Consider the following 25,080-nt stretch of genomic DNA (forward strand, 5'->3'; position numbering starts at 1 on the left):
GGAGCAAGCTCCGCTCCACGCCAAACCACATCGCCTCTTCGTAGAGCGGAGCTCGCTCCGCTCCGCGATGTCTCATGCGCACGTCTCAAGCCATCATCCACAACAGGCAAAAAGAAAGCGGAGCAAGCTCCGCTCTACACAAACCACATCGCCTCTTCGTAGAGCGGAGCTCGCTCCGCTCCGCGATGCCTCACGCGCACGTCAAGCCATCATCCGCACAACAGGCAAAAGGAAAGCGGAGCAAGCTCCGCTCCACGCCAAACCACATCGCCTCTTCGTAGAGCGGAGCTCGCTCCGCTCCGCGATGCCTCATGCGCACGTCAAGCCATCATCCGCAGAACAGGCAAAAAGAAAGCGGAGCAAGCTCCGCTCTACGCGTGTATTTCAAGCGGACGACGCCGGCTTACTCGCGCATTTCGGCGAGCGCGGCCAGGCGCTTGCGATCCTTCAGGCTCACCCGGTGCGGGTCGTCGGTGGCGATCAGGCCGTCCTGGCGCAGGCGGGTGAAGCTGCGGCTGACGGTTTCCACGGTCAGGCCCAGGTAGTCGGCGATGTCGGTGCGCGACATCGGCAGCACCACCTCGTCGCCGCTGTAACCCTGGCGGCGGCGGCGCGCGTGCATGTCCAGCAGGAACGAGGCCAGCCGCTCCAGCGGCGTCATCCGCGCCAGCGACATCAGGTTGTCGCGGGTGGCGTCCAGCTCCACGCAGGCGCGTTCCAGCAATTCGCGCTCCAGTTCCGGATAGCGCGCGCACAACGTGCGCATGTCCTGCATGGTGAAGGCGCACAGCTCGCTGTCGACGATCGCCTCGATCGAATGGCGGTAGTGGGTGGCGCCGCTGAAGCCAATGAAATCGCCCGGCATCAGGAAGCCGGCCACCAGCCGGCGGCCGTCGGCCAACAGGCGGATCCGGCGCAGCGCGCCGGCGGTGACGGTGAACACCTCGCGGCGGGAGTCGCCTTCCCGCGCCAGCACTTCGCCGGCCTTGAGCGGAATGTCGCCGGCCAGGGTCTCCAGCGCCCGCGCCTGGTCCAGCGGCAGTGCCGCGCAGACCGCCAGGTGGCGGACCTGGCAACCGACGCAGTCGCCCTGGGCCGGGCCGGCCAGGGGATCGGCGTCCCCTCGGCTCCCGGGGACAACGGGCTGTCCGTTGTGACGCAGTACGCGCAGGCTCATGGGGGCGGTCGGGTCGAGAAAACAGGGGCTTATAGTATATCGGCCCGGCGCGGCATTCCTTTCGGCTGAACGGAAAACCGCCCCTCCCGGTCCATAAAATCCCCGCTGCCGCCCGGAATCGGTTAAAGTGCGCGCCGTTTGCCAGCGGCCGTTCGTTTCCCCGACGGTCCGCCGATGCCGGTCCCCCGCGGTCCCGCATCCGCCCCACTCCGACTGCTTTCGCTGTGCAAACCCGGAGTCGCCATGTGGCGTCTTCCGCCTTTTTCCCCTCTCGCAGCGCGGTTTCCAGGGAACGCTACGGGTAAACGGCCGATCCGCCATCGCCGCCGCGCCTGACCGCGCGTTGTCGGCGCGGGTGGCGTCCGCCGCCTTTGGAGTATTCCGCAATGACGTTCGAATCCCTCGGCCTGGCGCCGGCACTGCTGCGCGCGCTGGACGAGCAGGGCTACACCGAGCCCACCCCCGTCCAGGCCCAGGCCATTCCGCTGGCGCTGGCGGGTCACGACCTGCTGGCCGGCGCCCAGACCGGCACCGGCAAGACCGCCGCGTTCGGCCTGCCGCTGATCCAGTACCTGGCCACCACCCCGCAGGAAGTCGCCCCGCGCGGCGGCCGCAAGCCGCGCGCGCTGATCCTGACCCCGACCCGCGAACTGGCCGTGCAGGTGCACGACAGCCTGCGTACCTACGGCAAATACCTGCGCATCCCCAGCACCACCATCTACGGCGGCGTCGGCATGGGCAACCAGCTGGACGCGCTGCGCCGTGGCGTGGATCTGGTGATCGCCTGCCCGGGCCGCCTGATCGATCACATCGAGCGCCGCAGCATCGACCTGTCCGGCATCGAGGTTCTGGTGCTGGACGAGGCCGATCGCATGCTCGACATGGGTTTCCTGCCCTCGATCAAGCGCATCCTCGCCAAGCTGCCGCGCCAGAACCGGCAGACCCTGCTGTTCTCGGCCACGTTCGCCGATCCGATCCGCGATCTGGCGCTGGAGTTCATGCGCGAGCCGCAGCAGGTGCAGGTGACCCCGAACAACACCGTCGCCGACACCATCGCCCACCGCGTGCATCCGGTCGACGGCGGCCGCAAGCGCGAACTGCTGCTGCACCTGCTGGCCGCGGACAGCCGCGTGCAGACGCTGGTGTTCGGCCGCACCAAGCACGGCTGCGACAAGCTGGCGACGTTCCTGGAAAAGAGCGGCGTGCGCGCCGCCGCCATCCACGGCAACAAGTCGCAGGGTGCGCGCCTGCGTGCGTTGGGCGATTTCAAGGCCGGCCGCGTCAACGTGCTGGTCGCCACCGACATCGCCGCGCGCGGCATCGACATCGATCAGCTGCCGCGGGTGATCAACTTCGACCTGCCGATGGTGGCCGAGGACTACGTGCACCGCATCGGCCGCACCGGCCGCGCCGGCGCGCAGGGCGAGGCGATTTCGATCGTCGCCCAGGACGAAGCCAAGTTGCTGCGCCAGATCAACCGCATGCTCAAGCGCGATCTGGACATCGTGGAAGTGCCGGGCTTCGAACCGCAGGTGCCGATCCGCTGGGGCAACTCGCAGGCCGGCCGCGACGATCGTCCCGCCGGCAACAAGGCACCGCGCAAGCACAACCGCCGTCCGCACGCCGCCCCGCCGCGGCATGCCCATGCCGGCGGTCCCAAGCCGCAGGGCCAGGGCCGTCGCCAGGAAGGCCGTGGCGCCCGCGGTGGCCGTGGGGGTGGTTCCGGACGCTGATCGCTCCAGCGAAGGCCGTCTCCAATCAGCCGCGTCGACGTCCGTCGACGCGGCTTTTTCGTTTCCGGCAGGTGCGATGGACGCGCGGCGGAAACGGAACCCGCTCAGAAGCTGTACGACACCGACACGCGATAGTTGCGGCCCGGTTCGCTGTAGCGGCCGATGCCGTCGTCGGTGGCGTAGCCGTACAGGTAGAAGTCGCCGCGGGTGACGTTGCGGATGCGCGCCCACGGGTAGTAGCGCTCGTCCATCAGGTTGTACACGCCGGCGTTGATGCGCAGATGATCGTTCACGCGCAGGCTGCCGAACAGATCGATCGTCGTGTAGGCATCGCTCAGGAACCGCTGCGGTACCTGGCCGAAGACGTCCGGCTGCAGATCCACGTCGCGGCCCTTCTTGGCCAGCGAATGGGTCAGGTTGCCGGTGATGCGCAGGCGGTCATCCCAGCCCTGCCAGCTCAGGCCCAGCACGCCCTTGTCCGGGTTGATGCTGTCCAGCGGGCGTCCGTTCTTCTGCTCGCCCTCGTTGTGCGACCACGCCGTGCGCAGCAGCCAGGCGTCGCCCAGTCGCCACAGGCCTTCCAGCTCCACGCCCTTCACGGTGACCTTTCCCACGTTGGCCGGCGTGTTGTAGTCGTAGCCGAGCCGGGTGGTGCAGGTACCGCGCGAGCAGGTGCGGTATTCGGTGCCTGGATTGGCGGTCACCCGCGTGTTTTCGATGAAGTTGTCGTAGCGATCACGGAACACCGAGATGCCGAAACGCGCGTTGTCGCTTTCCCAGCGATAGCCCAGTTCCACGCTCAGGCTCTTTTCCGCCTCCAGATCCGGATTGGCCGCCGCGGTTGGCACCAGCACGGTGTTTCCGGTTCCCACTTCGGTGATCTGGGTGGTGCTGGTGGGCGCGTACATCTCGCCGGTGGTCGGCGCGCGGAAACCGCGCCCGGCCTGCAGCCACAGCGACTGGTTGGGCAGGAACCGGTAGCTGATGCCGGCCTGCCAGGTGGGCGAGGCGAAACTGACGTCGCGCACGCTGCCGGTGGGATCCAGGAAGGTGCCACCCACCCGCGGCGAGTAGTCATAGCGGTCGTAGCGCGCGCCCAGGGTCAGTTGCAGGCGGTCTTCCAGGAAGCCGATGCGATCGCGCAAATACAGGTTCCAGGAGGTCGCATCGGTCTTTGGCACCTGCGCCGGGTCCACGGTGGCGGTGTCCAGCGCCCCGGCATTGTTCCAGCGGTAGTCGATGGCGAGGAAGTCTATGTCGCGCTGCTGCCAGGCCGCGCCGTAGACCAGCGCGTGCCGGGTCGAACCGGTGTCCAGGGCCTTGTCGAAGTCCAGCGCCACCCGGTCCAGGCTCTGCTCGGTGGTGCGATCCTCGGCGCGCCGACAGGTCAGCGCGAGCGTGCACGGGGTGGTGACCGGCGTGGCCGGCGTGCTGGATGTGCCGCTGCCGGTCAGGATGCGGGTGATGCCGCGGCTCTTGGTCTCCTGGCGATCGGCCTGCAACTCCATGGTGTCGAACATGGCGTTGCCGGCATCCCACCGGTAGCGGATGCCGTAGCGGTCACGTTCGCTGCTGTCGTCGCCCCAGCGCTCCAGGTAGCCGGGCCCGCTGACCCGGCTCAGGTTCTCGACCAGGTTGTCCACCCGGTTGCGCTCATAGACCACGCCCAACCGGTGCGCATCGCTGATCACGAAATCGACCTTGGCCAGCACGTTGGTGCTGTCGTGATCGATCGGATCCGGCAACCGGCGCGCGCTGCCGGTTTCCGCCGCGGTGTTCGAGAACCAGCCCTCGGATTCGTGCGCCTTGCGCCGGGTGTAGACCAGCATCGATTCGACGATGCCGGTGCGGTTGGCCAGGGTCAGCGAGCCGAGTTTCTCGTCGTTGTGGCTGGTGTATCCCAGTTTCATGCCGACATGGGTGTCATTGCCTTCCTGCTTCAGGTAGTCGGCCGGATCCTTGGTGGTGAACACCACCGCGCCGCCCAGCGCGCCGCTGCCGGCGGCGATCGAATCCGGTCCCTTGATCACTTCCACGGTCTTCAGCGAATCGATGTCCAGGCCACCGCGCCCGGCGCGGAAGAATTCGTAGCTGCGCGCCGTCTCCAGGCTCTCGGCCATGCCCAGGCCATCGATGGTCAAGGCGACGCGATCGCCCTCGATGCCGCGGATGTTGAAGCCGTTGTCGCCAAAGCGACCGAGGTCGACGATGCTGACGCCGGGGATGTAGCGGATGACGTCTTCCATGCTCTCCGCCATCTCGTTTTCCATCTGGCGGGCGTCGATGACGGTGACGTTCTGGTTGGCGGACTTGCGCTTCTCACGCGCGGCCTTGACCTCGACGGGGTCGAAGGTCTTGGTGCCGTCGGCATCGGACGGGGTTTCCGCGTGCAGGGGGAAGGACAGGCTCGACGCGATGGCCAGCGCGAGCAGGCTGGGGGGCAGCTTCATGGTGGAACTCCGACAGTCGGGAAGGGAAATGCGCGCTTCGATGGGAGCGCTCCGGTCCTGGCTGCCGCCGCCATCGGCGGTCCTGCGTTGCTGGGAAAGGCATCGCGCACGGGCGATGCGGGAAGTGGGGTGACGCCCGCTATCGCGGGTGTTGGCAGGGATCGACGCGCCGTCGCGACGGAAGGCGCCGCGCAGGACGCGCGCATGGGGACATCCCCTGGAGCGATGCGGTGTTCATCGGCATCCCCATGCCGGTGCCTGTCAGCGTCCCGCGGCGGTGCGGGCCGGCCGTGCCGGCGGCGGCAACGCCGCGTCGGCCGCGTCGACTACGCCGTCGTGGTTGCGGTCCGCGGCGTCGAAACTGCGCCGACCGGACACCTGGTACTCGGCGAAGGTCATCCGGCCATCCTTGTCCGTGTCCAGGGCGGCGAAACGCACGCGCGTCTGCTTGTCCGAACCGCCACCCAGCGCGGCGTAGTGCTGGTCCAGGCGCTGGCGGAATTCCGCCAGGTATTCCTCGCGGTCCAGCGCGCCGTCCCGGTTGGCGTCGGTGCGTTCGAATTGTCCGGCGCGGGCGCGATCGAATTCCGCGCGTTCGACCTGGCCGTCGCCGTTGCCGTCGTACAGCGCCAGGAAGCCATCGCCGGTATGCGCGCTGGGCAACTCCATCCGGCTGCGCCTGCGCTCGGCGCGCGCGGCGCGTTCGGTGGCCGCGTCGCCGCTCTTCGCCAGCTCGGCGTTTTCCTTCTCCAGTGCCTTCCGGCCTTCGGCGAACACGCGTTCGCCGGAAGCGTCGAACTCGGCCCGCGACACGCGCCCGTCGCGATCCGCATCCAGCGCGTCGAAGCGGCGGCCGGTCTGGGTGATCTGGTTTTCGCGTGCCTGTTCGCGCGCCTGCCGCGATCGGGTTTCGAACTCGCGCACGTATTCTTCCACGTCCACGCTGCCGTCGCGGTTGGCATCGGTGGCATCGAAGCGCTGGCGGCGGAAGGCTTCGAATTCCTCCCAGCCCAGGCGACCATCGCTGTTGCCGTCATGCTGGGCGATGAAGGCGGTGATGTTGTCGCTGTGGCCCACCACCAGCGGGCGCACGGGCGGCGATTGCCAGGCATTGGCGGCGAGGGGAAGCAGCAGCGCGGTGGCGACCGCGCCGGTGAGGAAGGCGGTTTTCATCGAGGGACTCCAGCGGATCCGGAAAGGCGGATCAGGGTTCGAGCACGCGGAAGGTCAGGGTGTAGCTGTGGCTGTATTCAGCCACCGGCGCGCCGGCCGGGGCCGGCGTGCGATGACGCGACAACGCCAGCCAGGTGCCGGCGCGCTGCAATGGAAAACTCACCCGGCCTTCGGCGTCGGTGGTCAGGTTCACGACCTGCGCCTTGCGATCCGACGTCCAGACCGCCTCGGTGATCTCGACCGGCTGGTTGGCCAGCGGCTTGCCGTCATGCTGGACGACAAAGGCGAACGACTCGCCCACGTACAGATCGTTGGGATGATCGACCGGCACGAACTCCAGCCCCTGCCCGCGCGCGCGCAGCGCCGCGGTATCCGGCGCGCCGATGCTGACGTAGGTCTCGGCCAGGGTAAGTGACTGGAAATTGGACAGGATCTTGGCGCCGGCCGGGATCTTCACCGCCGGATCGCGCGAACTCTCGCGCTTGCCGCCGGCTTCCCAGGTGCGGAACAGCGCGCCCAGGCGCGGCCCGGTGCTGAACCGGTAGGTGCCCTTGCCCTGCGGCATGCGGTGCTCGGCGACCGCGCGGGTCTTGAACACCTGCACCGTGTCCGGCGCGGCGCTGGCGCCGTCCGGCCCGATGATCACGAAGCGGCTGTTGTCGAACGCGGCTTCGGGCACGAAGAAGGTTTCGGCGAAGGCGGCGTCGAGCGCCAGTGTTTCGCCGGCCTGCGGGGCGAAGTTGCTGGGCGAGAGATAGGGCGTGTGGGCGGAGGCGGTCGCGAAGGCGGCCCAGGCGAGCGCGCCGGTCAGCAGGGTCAGCGGTTTCATCGTCGGTTCCTGAGGGGACGGAATCGCTGGCGGAACCGGGGACGGTTGCTGGCTGCCGGGCGCATCTTAGATGCAAATGCGAATCGTTACAATCCAGTGAAGATGGATTTCCGAAAGAAGCCCGACACAGCGGGCGACGCCGGATTTGCCGCCTTCATGCGCCGCAGCGGACAATACGCGCATGGATATTTTCAAGATCTTCACCCTGGAAGCCGCGCACCGCCTGCCAAACGTGCCGGAGGGGCACAAGTGCGCGCGCCTGCACGGCCATTCGTTCCGGGTGGAACTGCACGTTTCCGGCGACATCGATCCGCACACCGGCTGGGTGATGGACTTCGCCGACATCAAGGCCGCGTTCAAGCCGATCTACGACCGCCTGGATCACCACTACCTCAACGATATTCCCGGTCTGGAGAACCCGACCAGCGAGCGCCTGGCCGCATGGATCTGGGAACAGCTCAAGCCCGCCCTGCCCGGCCTGAGCGAAGTCGTGGTCCACGAAACCTGCACCGCCGGCAGTCGCTATCGCGGCTGAGCGCCCGGACCGGCGACATGTCGGTCGCTGGGTAGGGGCACCGTATCGCATGGTCGAAAACGGCTGGCCTCGCCGACCACGCGAATCCTTGGAAACCCGGAAGAAAACGTTTGCACCGCGGCGGTGCGCCTGTGCACGCCCGTTTCCCGCGCAACCGTGGCTTCCCGTCCTCGCCTCCCCCTGTTCAGCTTTGTCCCGCAAACCGCTGATTTTTAACGGGGACTGACCGTTCGTCGGAAAACCATACGCCTGTTATTGCACCGCAACAAAGACCTCGATATGCTGCGCCGCAACATCCTCGTATTCCCTTTTGGAGTGCACCATGTCCGCACAGTTCAACGAGCAGTTCAGCACCTACACGCACCAGTTCGCGGCGGCCGCTGCCCGCGCGAACCGTCTGGCCCTGGAAAGCGCCGAGACCATCTTCGGCGTCCAGCTGAAGACCTTCGAGAAGAACGTCGACGCCACCACCGCCTTCTTCGGCGAGCTGGCCGAAGTGCGTGATCTCGACAGCTACAAGACCCTGTGGCCGAAGGGCGTGCAGATCGCCAAGGACAACACCGAGCGCCTCGTCGCCGCCGGCCAGGAAGTGTTCGGTCTGGCGCTGAAGACCGGTGAAGCCTTCGGCCAGCTGGCCAAGTCCCAGTACGAAGCTGCCACCGACAACGTCCAGGCCACCGTGGCCAAGGCGACCAAGGCTGCCAAGGCCGCCAAGTAATACCGCTTCAAAGTTCTCTCTACATTGCGCGGACTCCCCTCCCGCCGCGCAATCCGGCCCGGCCAGCGCCTCCCCGCTGCCGGGCCTTTTCTTTTTCCGCGCTCCCTTTCCTGCAATTCCTTCCCCCGCCCTGCGGGGGAAGGTGCCCGAAGGGCGGATGGGGGCGCTTTTGGCCAGATCCCACGGCCACCGAAAATCAGTTCTCCCGACAGCCGGAAGCTCGAAGGCAACCGCGGAAAAGCCCTCGCCCGGCTTACCCCGGCAACACCAACCGCCCCGCTCCCACCGCCGGATCCGCCGACGCGGCATGCATCAACCGCCCCCAGCACGGCGCATCGATGCGCGCCTTCAGCAGTTCGAAGTTCTCGTCCCGCCGCGCCATCTCCGGATCCACTTCGCTGGCGATCCAGCCGATCAGCTCCGCACCGTCGGCACGGATGGCGCGCGCGGTCAGCCGCGCATGGTTGAGGCAACCCAGCCGCATGCCCACCACCAGCACCACCGGCAGGCGCAGCGCGCGCACCAGATCGACCTGATCCAGCGACGCCGACAGCGGCGCCGCCCAGCCGCCCACGCCTTCCACCACCACCACGTCCGCCTGCGCCCGCAACCGCTGGAAGGCATCCACGATCGGCGGCAACGCCAGGACCACGCCGGCTTCCCGCGCGGCGATCTCCGGGGCGAGCGGCGCGGGTAACGCATAGGGATTGAGATCGGCATAGGCCGGACGCGGATCGCTGGCAGCCAGCAACGCCAGTGCATCCTCGTTGCGCCAACCGTCCACGGTGCGTTCGCAGCCGCTGGCGACCGGTTTCATCCCGACCGCGCGAAGGCCCCGACCACGCAGGGCATGCAGCACGCTGCTGCTGGCGAAGGTCTTGCCTGCCCCGGTATCGGTGCCGGTGACGAAGAAGCTGTGCATCCGTTTCCTGTGGCAATGCGCCCCGTCGGCGCGTGGCCGCCCATCGTAGCGGGCCGGTCCGGCGAAGGCAGCCGCGTGCCAGCGGAACATTCCGACGCCGGCGCGTCCTGTTTTGGCGGGTCATCACGTTGTCTTCATCAATCCAACCATTCCCGGCGCACCGGCCCCCTCGCGGGTTCGGGCTAGAATCCAGTGATGTCCTTCACCAGCCAGACCCTGACCGGCAGCAAACCGGAACAATACGCGCAGCTGGCCGCCCAGGCGCGCGCCCTGCTCAGCGGCGAAAGCGACCACGTCGCCAACGCCGCCAACCTGTCGGCGCTGGTCTACCACGCGCTGCCGGATCTCAACTGGGCCGGTTTCTATTTCCACGACGGCACCGAACTGGTGGTCGGTCCTTTCCAGGGCCTGCCCGCCTGCGTGCGCATCGCCCTGGACAAGGGCGTGTGCGGCGCGGCCGCGCGCACCCGCCAGACCCAGCGGGTGGAAGACGTGGAGGCCTTCCCCGGCCATATCGCCTGCGACAGCGCCTCGCGCTCGGAACTGGTGGTGCCGCTGGTCAAGGGCGATCGCCTGATCGGCGTGCTGGATCTGGACAGCCCGCGGTTGGCGCGTTTCGACGAGGAAGATCAACGCGGGCTGGAAGCCATCGCCGCCATCTACGTGGAGACGCTGGCATGAGCATCAGCACCGCGAAGATGCGCAATATCGGTCCCAAATCGGCGGCCTGGCTGCGCCAGGTCGGCCTGCGCACGCAGGAGGATCTGGTGGCGGCCGGTTCGGTGGAAGCCTTCATGCGGGTCAAGCGCGCCGGTTTCCGTCCCAGCCTCAACCTGCTGTACGCGCTGGAAGGCGCACTGCTGGACTGCCATTGGCAGCACCTGCCGGAGGAACGCCGCAGCGAACTGCTGGTGGCCTACGACGCCGCCGCCGCGCTGCTGCCGCCACCCCGTGGCCGTCCGGCAGCCGCGCCGGTGACCACCACCACCCATGGGCAGGAAGATGAAGGCAGCGCGCCTTCGATGAACCTGTTCGACTCGCCGGGCGGCGGCGAACAGGACGACTGATCCGCCTCAGGACAGGCGCCACGCCGCCGGCGCGAGCGCCAGCGCCAACAGCAGCAGCGTTTCCAGCACCTCGGTGCTGGCGCCGAGGCAGTCGCCGGAGATGCCGCCGAGGCGGCGCTTCCAGTACCACGCGGTCAACGGTGCCAGCAGCAGGCACACCAGCAACGGCGGCGCCAGCCACAGGCTGATCGCCGCCAGCGCCACGCCCCACGCCCAATCCCAGTACGCGCCTTCGTTGCGGTACCAGGCGAAGCGCTCGGCCATGCCCGCATGCAGCGGCGGCAACCAGCGGCTCCACAACAGCGTGGTGGCCCAGCGCGCCCACGCAGGTACCAGCAGCACGCCCCACAGCCACGCGCCATCGGCCAGTTCGGCCAGCAGCACGAACTTGGCCAGCACCTGCATGACCACGGTGACCACGCCGAACACGCCCATGTGCGGATCCTTCAGCACTTCCAGGAAGCGCTGCGGATCGCGATGCGCGGCACCGAAGGCGTCGGCCACGTCGCCCAGCCCGTCCAGGTGCAATGCGCCGGTCACCCACACCCAGGCCAGCAAGGCCAGCAGGCCGGCCAGCCACGGGCGCGCGTCCAGCGCCCACAGCGGCAGCGCCACCAACGCGCCGATCAGCACGCCCACCAGCGGGAAATACACCGCCGTGCGGCTCAGTTCTTCCTCGCGGAAGTCGCGCAGTTGCGGCGTGGGCAGGCGGGTCAGGAACTGCACCGCCAGGATCAGCTTGCGCATGCTCATGCCTGCCGCACCTCGATCAGTTCGCCCCACAGCTGATCCCGGTCATCGATCTGCACGCGCAGGCGCAGGCGGGTGCCGTAATCGATGCGCACCGCCCACAGCGACGCCAGCGGCAGGCCGCAGGCCAGCGCCAGCGCCAGTCGCAACGGGCCGGCATGGCTGACCACCAGCGCGGGCGAGGTGTCTTCGCGTCGCGCCAGCGCGCGCAGGCCGCGACCGACGCGTGCTTCGAAGCCGGCCCAGGGTTCGGCGTTGGGCGGCGGATGCGCGCCGGGATCCCGGTAGAAATCCTGCAAGGCGCGCTGCGAGTGCGGGTCTGCCGCAAGGGTGTCGCGATGGCGACCGTCCCAGTCGCCGAAATCCCACTCCGCCCAGTCATCGGCGATGTCCACCGGCAACGCCTGCGCGGCGGCCAGCGCCTGCGCGGTATGCAGCGCGCGCTGGCGTGGCGAACTGATCACCCGTGACCAGGCAATGCCCGTGCAACCGCCGCAGACCGCGTCGGCGGCGCCCGGCAGCAGCGGCGGATCGGTGCGGCCATCGAAATGACCGACGCGTCCGGTCGAGGCATGGCGCACCAGGTCGAGGATCATGGCGTCTCGTCGCGTCCGGAAACCGCGGCTTCGGCGAAGGTGGCCATACCGGCGTGCAGCGCGCAGGCCAGTCGCAGCAGCGGCACCGCCAGCGCGGCGCCGCTGCCTTCGCCCAGGCGCAGATCCAGTTGCAGCAGCGGGCGCGCTTCCAGCGCGGCCAGCACGCGCGCGTGGCCGCGCTCGGCGGACTGGTGCGAGAACAGCAGCCATGGCCGCGCCTGGGGTTGCAGGCGGACCGCCGCCAGTGCCGCGGCCGAGACGATGAAACCGTCCACCAGCACCGGTACGCCCCGCTGGGCGGCGGCGATCATCGCGCCGGCCATCGCGGCGATTTCCAATCCACCGACACGACGCAGCGCCTCGCGCGCGGGCTGCGGGTGCGCGGCGATGTGCGGACGGTGCAATGCGAGCGCGTCCGCGATCACCCGTTGCTTGTGCGCAATCCGATCGCCCTGCAATCCGGTACCCGCGCCGACCAGTTCCTCCAGCGGCAGATCCGCCAGCGCGCAGGCCAACGCGCTGGCCGCGGTGGTGTTGCCGATGCCCATTTCGCCGAACACGAACAGATCGGCGTCGCCGGCCGCTTCCACCGCGCGCCTGCCCGCCGCCAGCGCATGCGCGAGTTCATCCTCGTCCATCGCCGCTTCCACGCTGAAGTCGCGGGTGCCCAGGCAGGGCTTGTCGGCGTGTACGCCGGCGATGGGCTGGCTGCCGCGGGTGCCGGCATCCACCAGCCGTAGCGGCAGACCGAGTTCGCGCGCCAGCACCGAGATCGCGGCGCCGCCGTGGGCGAAGTTGTGCAGCATCTGCACCGTCACCTCGGACGGAAACGCCGACACGCCCTGGGCGACCACGCCGTGATCGCCGGCGAACACGATCACCGGCACCCGTGCCAGCGTGGGACGATCGGCGCGTTGCAGCGCCGCCAGTTCCACCGCCAGGGTCTCGATGCGGCCCAGCGAGCCCTGCGGCTTGGTCAGCTGATCCTGGCGCGCGCGCGCGCGTTCGGCGTGTTCGGGGGAAGGTTGCCGGCAATCGGCGAGGATCCAGTCGGAAGACACGAGGCGATTTCTTGCGGCGAGGGAACCGGGATTCTACGGGAGGCCTCGCGCCCATCCCCGTCCGCCCCGATGCATGCCTTGCCTTGCCCGCTTTCCATCGATGCGCGCTGCCGCCCGGGCGCGGCCCGCCCATCCACAGGATCGGCATCCGCCAGACCGGTATCTGGTAGGATCGCCGCGCTTTCTGGTGACCCGCGGACGATTCCGCCCCGGGTTGAAACGGGAAGCCGGTGAACCCGCGCACGCCATCCCGGCGCTGCGGGTGATTCCGGCGCTGCCCCCGCAACGGTAAGCGAGCCAGGACAGGGCATACGCCACTGTGCATCCGCACGGGAAGGCGCCCTGGCCGGCGATGGCGCCGCCATCGCGCTCGCAAGCCCGGAGACCGGCCCGAAAGACGACTGGTTGCGACGCGGCGGGCGTTGCGGCGGCGAGCGCCGTGCGTACGGCCGTTTCCGCTGTCTTCCCGTTCCCGCGTTGCCGCCTCCCCTCGTTATGCCGCGCGGGAGCGCGCGGCGCATGGAGCCGATTGCAATGCCACCTATCCGTACCCTGTCCCTGGCCGTCGCCCTGGCGCTGCCGGGCCTGGCGCTCGCCCAGGACGCCGCCACCGAACTGGACGAAGTCGTCGTCACCAGCACCCGCACCGCGATCGCGCTGGAAGACAGCCTGGCGCCGGCGCAGGTCATCGATCGCGCCGACATCGAGCGCAGCCAGGCGACCTCGCTGCAGGATCTGCTGCGCGGCCGCGCCGGCATCAACCTGACCAATGCTGGTGGCCCGGGCAAGCAGACCTCGCTGTTCCTGCGCGGCACCAACTCCAGCCACACCCTGGTGCTGATCGACGGCGTGCGGGTGAACTCGGCCGACTTCGCCGCCGCCGCCATCCCGGATCTGCCGCTGGCGCAGATCGATCGCATCGAGATTGTGCGCGGCCCGAACTCCAGCCTGTACGGCTCCGAGGCGATCGGCGGCGTGATCCAGATCTTCACCCGCCGCAACCAGGGCACCTACGCGCCGCACTTCCAGATTGGCGGCGGCAGCAATGGCCTGCGCCAGGCCAGCGCTGGCTTCGGCGGCGGCGGCGAGCGCGGCTGGTTCGGCGCGGACGCGGCCTACCAGCGCACCGATGGCATCAATGCCTGCCGCGGCTCGGTATCGCAGGGTCGCGGCTGCTACGCCGACGAACCTGACCGCGACGGCTACCGCAACGTCTCGGCCAGCCTGCGCGGCGGCTACAAGCTGACCGACACGCTGACCGCCGAGGCCAGCGCGCTGCGCGCCGAAGGCGCGAACCGGTACGACGGCTACTACAACTACACCGAGAACGTGCAGCAGGTGTTGAATGGCAAGGTCCGCTACGTGCCGACCGACCGCTTCGCCCTGACCGTCAACGTCGGCCGCAGCGACAACGAGACCGACAACTACCGTAACGAAGTCGATCACGACAGCACCCACAACACCCACCGCAACACCGCCAGCGCGCAGGCCGACATCGGCCTGGGCCAGGATCAGTTGCTGACCGTCGGCGCGGATTGGTACATCGACCATCTCGACAGCACCACCGACTACGCCGCCGACAGCCGCCGCAACACCGCCGGCTTCGTCGAGTACCAGGGCAAGTTCGGCGCCCACCAGTTGCAGGCCAGCGTGCGCAACGACGACAACGAGCAATTCGGCAACCACACCACCGGCAACCTCGGCTGGGGCATGAGCTTCGGGCGCGGCTTCAAGCTCAGCGCAACCTACGGCACCGGTTTCAAGGCGCCGACCTTCAGCGATCTGTACGACCCGTGGAGCGGCAACCGCGACCTGGAGCCGGAGAAGTCGAAGAGCCTCAATGTCGGCATCGCCCAGAACGGCGACGCCTGGCGCTGGGCGCTGGATCTGTACGAGACCCGCATCGATGATCTGATCACCTATGACGGCAGCAGTTTCGCGATGGTGCAGGTGGACGAGGCCCGCATCCGCGGCGCCGAGTTCACCGTCGACGTCACCCTGGCCGGCTGGGATCTCTCCGCCCAGCTCAGCCACACCGACCCGCGCAACCGCAGCGCCAGCAACAACGACAAGCTGCTGCCTCGCCGCGCGCGCAACACCGGTCGCATCGACGTGGATCGCGCGTTCGGCGACTTCCGCGTCGGCGCGACCGTCAATGGCGCGGGCTACCGCTACGACGAGCTGACCAACGCCACCCGCCTGGGCGGCTTCGCCACCGCCGACCTGCGGCTGGAATACGCGGTCACCCCGGAATGGACGTTGCTGGCCAAGGTCGACAACGTGTTCGACCGCGAATACGAAACCATCGCCTGGTACAACCAGCCCGGCCGCGAATACGGCCTGAGCCTGCGCTACCAGCCCAAGCGCTGATTGCGTGCATGAAAAAGCCCGGCAGACGCCGGGCTTTTTCTTTTTTGCCATCCCTCCCTTGTGGGAGCGACATAAGTCGCGATACCGGAAAGCCGGAAACTCCGGAAAAGCTCGCGACTCACGTCGCTCCCACAGGGAGACATCCGGGTTACAGAGATTTATCGAACAATCCTTGCTGCTCGACCGCGAATGCCGGGCGCCTTGTTGCCTTTCTCCCTTGTGGGAGCGACCTAGTCGCGATACCGGAAAGCCGGAAACTCCGGAAGAGCTCGCGACTCACGTCGCTCCCACAAGGAAAAATCCAGGTTACGAGGCGTCTTCGAACAGCCCGGGCTGCTCGACGACATCCTCGCGATCGCGGAAGCCGGACAGGCCCACGCCGACCAGCCGGTACAGGGTATCGGCCGGCAGGTCCACGCGTTCGCGCAGGGCCAGCGCGATGGCGGTGAACTCCTCGAGTGTGGCCGGCGGCGCTTCTGGGGTGAAGCTGCGGGTGAGGATGCGGAACTGCGCGGTTTTCAGCTTCAGCACCACGGTGCGGCCGACGCGATCGGTCTTGCGGGTCGCTTCCCAGGTCTTGCCGGCCAGGCGCCGCACCGCCTCGCCGATGTCCGCCAGCGGCACGTCGCGCTCGAAGGTGTCCTCGGCGGAAATCGACTGCACCGGCTGATCCGGTTCCACCGGGCGCTCGTCGACGCCGCGCGCACGCCGGAACAGGCTGCCGCCGAAACTGCCGAAGCGCTGTTCCAGTTCGATCTGCGGCCACTCGCGCAGCTCACCCACGGTGCGGATGCCCATCGCGTGCAGCTTGCCCAGCATCACCTTGCCGACGCCGGGAATCCGCTCCACCGGCAGCGGGATGAGGAAGGCGTCCACCTGACCCGGCTTGATCACGAACAGGCCGTCCGGCTTGCGCCAGTCCGAGGCGATCTTGGCGAGGAACTTGTTCGGCGCCACCCCGGCGGAGGCGGTCAGCGCGGTTTCCTCGCGGATCTGCGCGCGCACGGCCTCGGCGATGGCGGTGGCCGAAGGCAGGTCGGTCTTGGGCGCGGTCACGTCCAGGTAGGCTTCGTCCAGCGATAGCGGTTCGACCAGATCGGTCTGGCGCAGGAAGATCTCGCGCACCTGCCGCGACACCGCCTTGTAGCGCGTGAAGTCCGGCGGCACGAAGATGCCGTCCGGACACAGCCGTTCGGCGCGCACCGCCGGCATCGCCGAGCGCACGCCGAAGGTACGCGCCTCGTAGGAGGCCGCGCACACCACCGAACGCGCGCCGCGCCAGGCCACGATCACCGGCTTGCCGCGCAACGACGGATCGTCGCGCTGCTCCACCGACGCGTAGAACGCGTCCATGTCGATATGGATGATCTTGCGCATGCCGGCGGTATTGTAAGAGTCCTGCGGTCTTCTTTCCCTGCGGGAGCGATGTCGGTTGCAATGGCGGGAACCTTACCCTGAGGAAAAACTCGCGACTTACGTCGCTCCCACAAGTGGGGTTATGGATGGCAGGGCCAAGGATTTGAGAATTTTTCCTTGTGGGAGCGACGTCAGTCGCGATGGCCGGAATCGTCCGCTGAGGGAAAAGCTCGCGACTTACGTCGCTCCCACAGGTTGGGACAGGAAGGCGGTGGCCAGGGTGCCCAGGGTCGTGATGGCCTGTTCGGCGCGTGCGTCCAGCGGGTGGCCGTAGTTGAGGCGGATGCAATGGCGGAAGGCCCGGCTGGCGGAGAACATCGGTCCGGGCGCCAGGCTGATGCCCTGGGCGAGCGCCTGCCGGTGCAGGGCCAGCGCATCGACCTGCGGCGGCAGTTCCACCCACAGGAAGTAGCCGCCCTGCGGCCGGGTCATCCGCGTGCCCTCGGGGAAGTGGCGGGCGATCGCGCCCATGTATTCCTGCTGCTGCCGTTCCAGCGTCTTGCGCAGGCGCCGCAGGTGGCGCTCGTAGCCGCCCTTTTCCAGGTACGCGGCCAGGCCGAGCTGGCTGGGCGCCGAGGTTGCCAGCGAGAACGTCAGCTTGTGGTGGGCAATCTCGCGCCGGTAGCGGCCCGGCGCCACCCAGCCCACCCGATAGCCCGGCGCCAGGCTCTTGGAGAACGATCCGCAATGCAGCACCCGTCCGCCACGGTCGAACGCCTTGGCCGGCAGCGGGCGGCGTTCGCCGAAATACAGTTCTGCGTAGACGTCGTCCTCGATCAGCGGGATTTCATGGCGATCGAGCAGGTCCACCAGCGCGCGCTTCTTCTCGTCCGGCAGGGTGCAGCCCAGTGGATTCTGGAAACTGGTCATCAGCCAGCACGCCGCCGGACGATGGCGTTCGATGGCCTGCGCCAGCGCGTCCAGGTCGATGCCTTCGCGCGGATGGGTGGGCACCTCCAGCGCGTGCAGGCCATGCCGTTCCAGCGCCTGCAGGGCGGCATAGAAACAGGGCGATTCCACCACCACCGTATCGCCGGGCCGGGTGACCGCCTGCAGGCACAGGTTCAACGCTTCCAGCGCGCCGTTGGTGATGACGATCTCGTCGGCCGACACCTGCACGCCGGCGATCAGGTAGCGCAGCGCGATCTGCCGGCGCAGCTGGATCTTGCCGGGGGTCAGATCGTCCACCGTGCTCCACGGATCCAGCGATTGCGCGGCGCCGGCCATGGCCCGGCCCAGCTTGTCCAGCGGATACAGCAGCGGGCTGGGAAACGCCGAACCCAGCGGCACCACGTCGTGGACCATCGCCGATTCCAGCACCTCGAACACCAGTTCGCTGACGTCCACCGGCCGCGCGCCGTCGGCTGGCTGCGAGGCGCGCTCGGGCTCCGGCGGCAATGGCCGCGCGTCATCGGCCACGTAGTAACCCGAGCGCGGGCGCGAGCGGATCAGGCCGCGCGCTTCCAGCAGGTAATAGGCCTGGAACACCGTGGCCGGACTGACCTTGCGGCGGGCACTGGTCTGGCGCACCGACGGCAGCCGCTGGCCCGGCCGCAGCAGGCCGTCGCGGATGGAGCGGGCGATGTCCTCGGCCAGGGATTCATAGCGCTTCATAGGAGCATTAAAAATCAATCAGTTACGGTTACAGCGTCAAATCTGATCCGGTTTTCTGGCAAGGATTCTGATTCTTGGACAACTGCTCCGCAATGCCTACGATCCCGTCCAGATTCCCGCCCCTCCGTCCGCAGTCCCATGAACGCACAGGTCGAACTCAATCTGGCCCTGATCCTGTTCCTGCCCTGGTTCGCGATCCTGGCCGCGCTGTACTGGATCTATCCGCGTCAACCGCGCGGTACCGGCCGGCGCCTGTTCGACACCATCGCGCTGGTGCTGGCCACCGCGCTGTCGGCCTGGGGCATGCATTGGGGATTCCTCAATGCCGATCCCAATGCCGGCGCGATCTGGAAACAGGTGCTCGCCACCTCCGTCGCCTACGGCCTGTTCCTGATGGTGATGACCCTCGCCATCGCCGTGCGGGCCTGGTGCATGCCCGCTTCCCCCGCGCGCGCCCGCTGACGCGCCCCCACTTCACCGGACCACGTCCATGAAACTCCTGCTCGTCCTCGGCTTTCTCGGCATCATCATCTACAACCTCGGCGCCGGCCTGTACTACATGCTGGTCGACACCGGCGGCAGCAAGCGCACCGTCAACGCGCTGACCCGGCGCATCGGCTTCTCGGTGGCGCTGATCGTGATCGTGATGATCGGCATCGCCAGCGGCTGGATCCAGCCGCACGGCGTGCTGAACTGATCCCGCCGCCAGCGGGTGGCGCGCTTCCACTGCGCACCACCCGAAGGGCCGCCGGTGTTCAGCGGCGTGCCTCAGCCTCGCGCAGCTTCTGCGCGCATTCCTCGCAGCACACCTCCACGGTGTGGCCGCCGATGGTGACTTCGATGGCGTTGCCGTCCAGCGGGTAATCGCAGACGGCGCAGGTCTTCTCGCTCATGACACTCTCCGGTGGTTGCCCGGCCGTTCCGGGCAGGGACAGGAGACCATCGCGGCGACGGCGGCGCTGTCGGATTCTTTAGCGATTCGATACCAACGCGCTCACCCGCTCTTGGCGAGCGCGGCCTGGCGGAACGCGCTCGGCGTGCGCCCATGCACCTGCTTGAACGCGGCGGCGAAATGGCTATGGCTGGAGAAGCCAAGATCCTGCGCCAGTGCCGACATGTCCTCGCAACCGGCGACGAGATCCAGCGCGCGCGCCAACCGCAGACGCAGGTGGTAGCGGTGCAGCGGCATGCCTTCGACCTGCTGGAAGACCTGGGTCAGGTACACCGGCGATCCGCCGATCTCCACTGCGATGTCAGCCAGGCTCCAGCGCCGGCCCAGATCGCTGGCCAGCAGCACCTTCACCCGATCCACCAGCCGGCGGCGCGCGTGGGTGGCGGTGGTGCCATGGCTGGTGCGCGGTCCCAGGCTGCGACACAGCAGGGTCAGTCCCAGGCTTTCGGCTTCCAGCGGCTCGATCGCGCGGTGACGGAGGCTGTGGCGCAGCAGCGCCACCAGCGCCTGCGCGCGGGGATCGATGCGCCGCGATTGGGTGCGGAAACCCGCTTCCTCGCGTCGTTGCAGCAGATCCGCCGGTGCCAGTTCGCGCAGCAGCGTCGGCGAAATCGACAGCACCAGACTGGCATCGCCGCCGGCCACCGGATGGCTGACCTGATAGCCCTCTTCGGCATTGAAGAACAGGACGTGGTTGGCATCGGCCACCGATTGCTCGCCGCCGACGTGGCGCAGGTACAAGCCGCGATAGGGAAACACCAGATGGGTGACCCGCGCGCATTCTTCCGCACTGCGATGGCGACATTCACCGCGGCACAGCACGTCCGTGATCCCGACGGTGCCGGTATCCAGCAGCGGATGGACGGTGAACTCGGACATCGCGATCAGTGCTTCGCCGGTTGTGGTCGCGTCGCTAGGTGATGCTCGCGCAGCCACAGGAACCACGGCAACGCCAGCGACACGCCCACCGACAACCCCAGCAGCGGCAACCACCAGCGGCGCATGCCCAGCCGCCGCCCTTCGATCGCCATCAACGCGATCACCGCCACGCCCGACACCAGCACGTCCGCCCAGGCGAAGCCGGCAATGGGGGTGGCGAACGCCTGTCGCGCCAGCAGCGGCAGGTCGATGCCGTGCTCGGCGATCCATGGCCACAGCCGCGAGAGCGGCCAGAGCGTTCCCAGCAGGCACAACAGCGCGTAGACGGTTCGCATGTCCTCATCCTGGCTGGCCGGTGCGCCGATGATGACAGGCCCGGCGTCATGGCGCCGCCACGGCCGATTGAAGCAGCTCCCGGCCAGGCGTGCTGTCGAAATCTTTAGTGGTTTCCCGGCCTAGCTCGGTGATGCGCTATCAGGCCCATCGAATTCGCTCCTTCCGGAACGCTTCGTCAGGGCATTCGGCCGGCGGCCCCTGGTAGCTTCAACACGGATACCACGCACAGCGTCCCCGGCCATTGGGCTCCGTGCCCCCGCGACTTCGCAGTGAAGATGCCCGTCAGCTGAACACGTTGCCGGCTATATTCGGCATCGATACTGCTTACCCAGACTTGCTCGTCGAAATTACCGCTGTAGCTCTCCGCCTCGGGCTCCGGATGCAGCGCGGCGTGCTCGAAATATCCGTAGTAGTAGCCCTCCACACGGATGAATTTTCCTTCATATGCGGTGGGTCGGGCTGCGAGATCCGCCAGTTCCACTGTATTGGCCGCCCCTAGCGTGGAGGGACATTCTTCCCGTGCCGACCCCGACCAACTGTACTTTGCCGCAGGGACATCTTCTTCCCGGTGGCAACCCGCCAGTGCGATTATTCCCAGCAGGATCAGGCATGCATGAAAAAACGGCCATCCGGGGAACGTTCTCATTCTCGAGCATCCTTGGCTTGGTTGTGAGTGCTGAACAGCCTCTCTCAACGTCATGATAGATACAAGGCGAAGCCTTGATTGCCACGCACGATCATCCAACGCGTCGGCATACCCCGACCATGGAGTCCCACGTGACCCATCCTGTCCCATTGCGTATCCGCTGGGCCGTCGAAGGCCTTGAGTTGTCTCCGGGGCATCGCGTGCTCGAGATAGGCTGTGGCAATGGCGTGTCCTGCACGCGCGCGATTCGGATCCGGGATAGATCAGGAACGCCGGCCGCGCTCGCGTTTGATCCAGGCGCGTATCGCCAGCGCCACCAGCGCGGTGAACACCAGCCAGGACACCAGATTGAACAGGCCGTCCCCCATCAGCGCGCTGATCAGTCCGACCAGGCTGGCCAGCGTGATCCACGCCGGTGCCACGAACGGACTGGAAGGACCGCGTTGGGCCCGGCTCATGCCTGCGCCTCGCCGTTGCCGATCAGGCCGCTGCGCTCGATTTCGGTGACGCGCGCCTCGGTGCTACCACGCTTGAACCATAAGTACAGGCCGGACACCAGCACCCCGATGGTCAGCAGATCCAGCAGCGCCCACAGGATCTTCAGCGGCATGCCGCCGTAGTCGCCGAAATGCAGCGGCTGCGAAAGCAGCAGCGTGGTCATGTAACCGGGCAGTTCCGGCTTGGCGGTGAGTTCGCCGGTTTCGGCGTCGATCAGCACCGGACGATACAGGCGTTCGGTCAGTGGCGTGTTGCCGTGCATGAACACGCCATAGTGGTGGTTGCCGCTGTAGCCGGTGCCCGGGAAGCTCACGAACGCCGGCACCATGTCCGGCTCGGACGCGCGCGCCGTCGCCACCGCAGCGTCCAGCGAAGCCAGCTTTCCGGGCCGCGGGCGGTCCTGGTAGCGCGCGGCGAACTCGCCGAGCTGATCGGCTTGCCACGCCTGTTCCAGCGGACCGGCGAGCGTGTTGATCGCGCCGGTGATGCCGACCACGAAGGCCCAGCCCAGCGTCACCACGCCCAGCACGTTGTGCAGATCCAGCCAGGCCAGCCGGCGGCTGCGACCAGTCCGCAGCGTGCCGAACGGCAGCTTGCGCATGAACGGACCGTACAACACCAGGCCGGACACGATCGCCACCGCGAACAGCAGCGCCATCGCGCCCAGGAACAGCATGCCCGGCAGGCCGACGAAGACGTCGGTGTGCAGCCGGTAGAGGAAATACATCACCCCTTCGTTGAACTGCGCCGCCGGCAGCACCTCGCCCGTGTACTGGTGCAGCACCGCGGTGTGCATCTCCGGCGGCGGCGTATCCGGCCGCGCGCCGGTGTTGACGTAGACGCTGGGCGAATGGTCATCCCAGCCGAAGAACAGCGGCACGTCGCCCGGATACTTCGCCAGCGCCTTCTCCACCAGCACGTCGATATTGGCCGGCTGCGCACCCGGCGCCGCCGCCTCGACTTCGGGTTCGGCGCCGGTGAGGTGGCTGATTTCCTCCCAGAACACCAGCGGCAGGCCGGTCAGGCACAGCAGCAGCAGGAACAGCGTGCACACCAGGCTGGTCCACTTGTGGACCAGGAACCAGGCCTTGAGCGTGCTTCGCTGCATGGCGGGCCTCAGAAACGGTAGGTGACGGTGCCGGTCACCATGCGCGGATTGCCGCTGAAGCAGTCACCGAAGTTGCGGCACGGCGCGTAGTACGCCTTGTCGAACAGGTTGGTGACGTTGAGCGCCATCGTCCAGGACGGCATCTGCAGTTCCAGCAGCGCGTCGGCCAGCGTGTAGCTGGGCGTGCGCACCACGATGCTCGCGCCGGTGGAGACGGTCGAACCCACATGACGGCCACCAATGCCGGCGCGCAGCTTCATGCCGTCGCCGATCTCGAAGCCTTTGGCGACCCAAACCGAGGCCAGATCCTGCGGGGTGTCGTTCAGGCGCTTGCCCAGTTCCGGGGTGAAGTTGCTGCGGGTGACCTTGGCATTGTTGTGGCTGTAGGCGGCGGTGACGGTGAAATCGTTGTCCGACACATAGGCGGCTTCCAGCTCCACGCCCTTGGATTCGATTTCACCGGTCTGCACCGTGTTCAGCACGTTGTCCGGGTCGTTGGTCTGGCGGTTGGTCTCGGTGATGCGATACACCGCCAGGGTGGCGAAGAGGTTGCGGCTCGGCTGCCACTTCACGCCGGTCTCGTACTGGTCGCCGCGCATCGGCTCGAACGCGCGGCCGTACAGATCCTGGCCAGGTACCGGCAGGAACGACTCGCTGTAGCTGATGTACGGCGACAGGTTGGCGCCGATGTCGCCGATCACGCCGATGCGATAGGTGGTCTCGTTGTCGGTCTTGTCGCGCAGGCCCTGGGTCTTGGACCGCACGTGGTCGCGGCGCGCGCCGAGCACAAGCGATACGCGATCCGCGTAGCGGATCTGATCCTGCACGTAGACGCCGGTCTGGGTGGTGCGCTGGTTGGGCAGCCGCCCCCATTCCGGGATGGTGACGCCGGTGGAGACCGGGTTGTAGATGTCGATCGGCGTGCCGGCGCCCGAGAAGCTCAGCGCCTCCTCGCGGAAGTCGGTGTAGTCCACGCCGGCCAGCAGCAGGTGGCGGAACGCGCCGGTGGCGAAATCGAACTGCAGCGCGTTGTCGGTGGTCAGGATCCGGTTATCCGGCTTCACGCCGTAGGACAGCCGGTTGAGCACGCGGTTGTCGGCATCGATGAAGGGATTCTCCGGATTGCTGTAGGTATCCGGGAACAGCTCGCGGAACTCGGTCTCCGAGTCGATGTAGCGCAGGCTGGAACGCCAGGTGATCACGTCGCTGAAGGCGTGATCGAACAGCACGGTCGCGCTGATCTGGCGCGCGTCGAGCTTGTCGAAATCCTTGTCGCCCAGGAAGGTCGACGGATCCAGGCGCCGGCCCGGCGGCGCCTTCAGGGTGGCCGCCACCGGCAGGAACTGCTGGCTGGAGGCGGTGCGATCGCGCTGGTAGCTGGCCAGCACGGTCAGGTTGCTGCGTTCGCCGCGCCAGGTCAGCGAAGGCGCCAGGTAGATGCGGTCGTCGTCGATGTGGTCGGTCTGCATGCCCGAATCGCGCACCACGCCGACCAGCCGGCCGGCCAGGTTGCCCGAATCGCCCAGCGCGCCGGTGATGTCGCCCTGCAGCTGGCGGCGGTCGAAACTGCCGACCTGCAATCCGATTTCACCGGCGGACTGGAAACTCGGGCGCTTGCTCATCGCGTTGATGATGCCGCCCGCGCCGCCAGCGCCGTACAGCACCGACGAGGGGCCGCGCAGGACTTCCACCCGCTCCAGGCCATAGACCTCGGGCCGCGCCATCGGGCTGAAGTTGTAGAGCTTGCGCATGCCGTCCAGGTACTGCACCGGATCCAGGCCGCGCACGGTGCTGGCGTCGCCGCGGGTATCCAGGCCCCAGGCGTCGGCGGTCACGCCGGCGCTGTAGCGCAGGGTTTCCTGCAGGTTGTTGGCGCCGCGATCGATGAACAGGTCCGAGGTCACCACGCCGATGGACTGCGGGGTCTCGGTCAGCAGGGTGTCGGTCTTGGTCGCCGTGCTGGCGCGGTCGGCAACCACCTGCACGCTGTCCAGGGTCCTGGCGTCGCCGGAATCCTGGGCCTGGGCCAGGGCGGAGGCCAGCAGGGAGGGCGCCATCAGCGACAGCAGCAGGCCGTTGCGGCGGCCTCGGACAGGAGCGGGCATTGCGGTTTCCGGTCGGTTGGGAGCCGGAAATTATGAGAAGCGGCACCTTCAAACGCAAATGATTATCGTCCACCTGGATTCCCGTCCGCGGCCGCGCCCGCCAGGCCGGCGGGATGGCGGCTTCCGCCGGTGCTTCATGCAAGCC

At 67.8% G+C, this 25,080-nt stretch carries 25 protein-coding genes and 1 riboswitch; of the genes, 8 read left to right on the forward strand and 17 right to left on the reverse strand.

Going from position 1 to position 25,080, the window contains the following annotated elements:
• Nucleotides 1-403 precede the first annotated feature (403 nt).
• Nucleotides 404-1,177, reverse strand: a complete 774-nt coding sequence (locus tag ACTJI2_RS07515; RefSeq protein ID WP_183640860.1) for a Crp/Fnr family transcriptional regulator — start codon at nucleotides 1,175-1,177, stop codon at nucleotides 404-406.
• Between the two features lie 386 nt (nucleotides 1,178-1,563).
• Between ACTJI2_RS07515 and ACTJI2_RS07520 the strand changes: the two genes are divergently transcribed.
• Nucleotides 1,564-2,910: a DEAD/DEAH box helicase gene (locus ACTJI2_RS07520; RefSeq protein ID WP_183640858.1), complete on the forward strand. Its 1,347-nt coding sequence runs from the start codon at nucleotides 1,564-1,566 to the stop codon at nucleotides 2,908-2,910.
• A 104-nt stretch (nucleotides 2,911-3,014) separates the two neighbouring features.
• On the opposite strand, the gene ACTJI2_RS07525 is transcribed toward ACTJI2_RS07520, so the two are convergent.
• From ACTJI2_RS07525 to ACTJI2_RS07535, 3 genes are all read right to left on the reverse strand, one after another.
• On the reverse strand, nucleotides 3,015-5,360 hold the full coding sequence (locus tag ACTJI2_RS07525; RefSeq protein WP_440841613.1) for a TonB-dependent hemoglobin/transferrin/lactoferrin family receptor: 2,346 nt from the start codon (nucleotides 5,358-5,360) through the stop codon (nucleotides 3,015-3,017).
• Between the two features lie 261 nt (nucleotides 5,361-5,621).
• Nucleotides 5,622-6,533 carry an EF-hand domain-containing protein gene (locus tag ACTJI2_RS07530; protein ID WP_440841614.1) on the reverse strand — a complete coding sequence of 304 codons (912 nt, stop codon included), beginning with the start codon at nucleotides 6,531-6,533 and terminating at the stop codon, nucleotides 5,622-5,624.
• Between the two features lie 31 nt (nucleotides 6,534-6,564).
• Complete coding sequence (locus tag ACTJI2_RS07535) at nucleotides 6,565-7,362, reverse strand: DUF4198 domain-containing protein (protein ID WP_203321854.1); 798 nt, start codon at nucleotides 7,360-7,362, stop codon at nucleotides 6,565-6,567.
• A gap of 181 nt (nucleotides 7,363-7,543) precedes the next feature.
• Between ACTJI2_RS07535 and queD the strand changes: the two genes are divergently transcribed.
• Together queD and ACTJI2_RS07545 are read left to right on the forward strand one after the other, a co-directional pair.
• Nucleotides 7,544-7,897: a 6-carboxytetrahydropterin synthase QueD gene (gene queD, locus ACTJI2_RS07540; RefSeq protein ID WP_141454267.1), complete on the forward strand. Its 354-nt coding sequence runs from the start codon at nucleotides 7,544-7,546 to the stop codon at nucleotides 7,895-7,897.
• Between the two features lie 322 nt (nucleotides 7,898-8,219).
• On the forward strand, nucleotides 8,220-8,615 hold the full coding sequence (locus ACTJI2_RS07545; protein WP_183640850.1) for a phasin family protein: 396 nt from the start codon (nucleotides 8,220-8,222) through the stop codon (nucleotides 8,613-8,615).
• A 253-nt stretch (nucleotides 8,616-8,868) separates the two neighbouring features.
• On the opposite strand, the gene bioD is transcribed toward ACTJI2_RS07545, so the two are convergent.
• Nucleotides 8,869-9,537, reverse strand: coding sequence for a dethiobiotin synthase (gene bioD, locus ACTJI2_RS07550; RefSeq protein WP_440841615.1), 669 nt, complete (start codon nucleotides 9,535-9,537; stop codon nucleotides 8,869-8,871).
• A gap of 195 nt (nucleotides 9,538-9,732) precedes the next feature.
• On the opposite strand from bioD, the gene ACTJI2_RS07555 reads away from it, so the two are divergent.
• The gene (locus ACTJI2_RS07555; RefSeq protein ID WP_183640847.1) at nucleotides 9,733-10,218 is read left to right on the forward strand and encodes a GAF domain-containing protein; all 486 of its coding nucleotides are present in this window, start codon (nucleotides 9,733-9,735) and stop codon (nucleotides 10,216-10,218) included.
• Nucleotides 10,219-10,220: 2 nt separating this feature from the next.
• Complete coding sequence (locus ACTJI2_RS07560) at nucleotides 10,221-10,604, forward strand: TfoX/Sxy family protein (protein WP_141454604.1); 384 nt, start codon at nucleotides 10,221-10,223, stop codon at nucleotides 10,602-10,604.
• 6 nt (nucleotides 10,605-10,610) lie between these two features.
• On the opposite strand, the gene cobS is transcribed toward ACTJI2_RS07560, so the two are convergent.
• Genes cobS through cobT form a run of 3 tightly spaced genes read right to left on the reverse strand, consistent with a single transcriptional unit; the run spans nucleotide 10,611 to nucleotide 13,011 of the window.
• Nucleotides 10,611-11,357 carry an adenosylcobinamide-GDP ribazoletransferase gene (cobS, locus tag ACTJI2_RS07565; RefSeq protein WP_203321856.1) on the reverse strand — a complete coding sequence of 249 codons (747 nt, stop codon included), beginning with the start codon at nucleotides 11,355-11,357 and terminating at the stop codon, nucleotides 10,611-10,613.
• Nucleotides 11,354-11,950 (reverse strand): histidine phosphatase family protein, encoded by a 597-nt coding sequence (locus tag ACTJI2_RS07570; RefSeq protein ID WP_183640843.1) that lies wholly within the window; start codon nucleotides 11,948-11,950, stop codon nucleotides 11,354-11,356. The genes cobS and ACTJI2_RS07570 overlap by 4 nt, the downstream gene beginning before the upstream one ends.
• Complete coding sequence (gene cobT, locus ACTJI2_RS07575) at nucleotides 11,947-13,011, reverse strand: nicotinate-nucleotide--dimethylbenzimidazole phosphoribosyltransferase (RefSeq protein WP_192199120.1); 1,065 nt, start codon at nucleotides 13,009-13,011, stop codon at nucleotides 11,947-11,949. The genes ACTJI2_RS07570 and cobT overlap by 4 nt, the downstream gene beginning before the upstream one ends.
• A 168-nt stretch (nucleotides 13,012-13,179) precedes the next feature.
• Nucleotides 13,180-13,419, forward strand: a riboswitch (cobalamin riboswitch).
• Between the two features lie 126 nt (nucleotides 13,420-13,545).
• On the opposite strand from cobT, the gene btuB reads away from it, so the two are divergent.
• On the forward strand, nucleotides 13,546-15,381 hold the full coding sequence (gene btuB / locus ACTJI2_RS07580) for a TonB-dependent vitamin B12 receptor (RefSeq protein WP_440841618.1): 1,836 nt from the start codon (nucleotides 13,546-13,548) through the stop codon (nucleotides 15,379-15,381).
• A 306-nt stretch (nucleotides 15,382-15,687) separates the two neighbouring features.
• On the opposite strand, the gene dinB is transcribed toward btuB, so the two are convergent.
• Complete coding sequence (gene dinB, locus ACTJI2_RS07585) at nucleotides 15,688-16,758, reverse strand: DNA polymerase IV (RefSeq protein WP_192199118.1); 1,071 nt, start codon at nucleotides 16,756-16,758, stop codon at nucleotides 15,688-15,690.
• 216 nt (nucleotides 16,759-16,974) lie between these two features.
• On the reverse strand, nucleotides 16,975-18,411 hold the full coding sequence (locus ACTJI2_RS07590; protein ID WP_440841619.1) for a PLP-dependent aminotransferase family protein: 1,437 nt from the start codon (nucleotides 18,409-18,411) through the stop codon (nucleotides 16,975-16,977).
• Nucleotides 18,412-18,549: 138 nt separating this feature from the next.
• On the opposite strand from ACTJI2_RS07590, the gene ACTJI2_RS07595 reads away from it, so the two are divergent.
• Together ACTJI2_RS07595 and ACTJI2_RS07600 are read left to right on the forward strand one after the other, a co-directional pair.
• Nucleotides 18,550-18,873: a hypothetical protein gene (locus ACTJI2_RS07595; protein WP_192199116.1), complete on the forward strand. Its 324-nt coding sequence runs from the start codon at nucleotides 18,550-18,552 to the stop codon at nucleotides 18,871-18,873.
• Nucleotides 18,874-18,901: 28 nt separating this feature from the next.
• The gene (locus tag ACTJI2_RS07600; protein WP_183640831.1) at nucleotides 18,902-19,108 is read left to right on the forward strand and encodes a twin transmembrane helix small protein; all 207 of its coding nucleotides are present in this window, start codon (nucleotides 18,902-18,904) and stop codon (nucleotides 19,106-19,108) included.
• A gap of 58 nt (nucleotides 19,109-19,166) precedes the next feature.
• Here ACTJI2_RS07600 and ACTJI2_RS07605 read toward each other — a convergent pair whose 3' ends face one another.
• The 7 genes from ACTJI2_RS07605 to ACTJI2_RS07635 all read right to left on the reverse strand — a co-directional run bounded on the left by ACTJI2_RS07605 (nucleotide 19,167) and on the right by ACTJI2_RS07635 (nucleotide 24,935).
• The gene (locus tag ACTJI2_RS07605; RefSeq protein ID WP_440841620.1) at nucleotides 19,167-19,304 is read right to left on the reverse strand and encodes a hypothetical protein; all 138 of its coding nucleotides are present in this window, start codon (nucleotides 19,302-19,304) and stop codon (nucleotides 19,167-19,169) included.
• A 101-nt stretch (nucleotides 19,305-19,405) separates the two neighbouring features.
• Nucleotides 19,406-20,242 carry a helix-turn-helix transcriptional regulator gene (locus tag ACTJI2_RS07610; protein WP_440841622.1) on the reverse strand — a complete coding sequence of 279 codons (837 nt, stop codon included), beginning with the start codon at nucleotides 20,240-20,242 and terminating at the stop codon, nucleotides 19,406-19,408.
• Nucleotides 20,243-20,247: 5 nt separating this feature from the next.
• Nucleotides 20,248-20,577 (reverse strand): DUF2834 domain-containing protein, encoded by a 330-nt coding sequence (locus ACTJI2_RS07615; protein WP_440841623.1) that lies wholly within the window; start codon nucleotides 20,575-20,577, stop codon nucleotides 20,248-20,250.
• 176 nt (nucleotides 20,578-20,753) lie between these two features.
• On the reverse strand, nucleotides 20,754-21,224 hold the full coding sequence (locus tag ACTJI2_RS07620; RefSeq protein WP_440841624.1) for a hypothetical protein: 471 nt from the start codon (nucleotides 21,222-21,224) through the stop codon (nucleotides 20,754-20,756).
• Between the two features lie 263 nt (nucleotides 21,225-21,487).
• Nucleotides 21,488-21,682: a hypothetical protein gene (locus ACTJI2_RS07625; RefSeq protein WP_440841625.1), complete on the reverse strand. Its 195-nt coding sequence runs from the start codon at nucleotides 21,680-21,682 to the stop codon at nucleotides 21,488-21,490.
• Nucleotides 21,679-22,830 carry a PepSY-associated TM helix domain-containing protein gene (locus ACTJI2_RS07630; protein ID WP_440841626.1) on the reverse strand — a complete coding sequence of 384 codons (1,152 nt, stop codon included), beginning with the start codon at nucleotides 22,828-22,830 and terminating at the stop codon, nucleotides 21,679-21,681. Before ACTJI2_RS07630 ends, ACTJI2_RS07625 begins: the two co-directional genes overlap by 4 nt.
• 8 nt (nucleotides 22,831-22,838) lie before the next feature.
• Nucleotides 22,839-24,935, reverse strand: a complete 2,097-nt coding sequence (locus ACTJI2_RS07635) for a TonB-dependent siderophore receptor (protein WP_440841627.1) — start codon at nucleotides 24,933-24,935, stop codon at nucleotides 22,839-22,841.
• Nucleotides 24,936-25,080 lie beyond the last annotated feature (145 nt).

The organism is Pseudoxanthomonas sp. 22568 (assembly GCF_052044485.1).
In the GTDB taxonomy this organism is placed as follows: Bacteria; Pseudomonadota; Gammaproteobacteria; order Xanthomonadales; family Xanthomonadaceae; genus Pseudoxanthomonas_A; species Pseudoxanthomonas_A beigongshangi.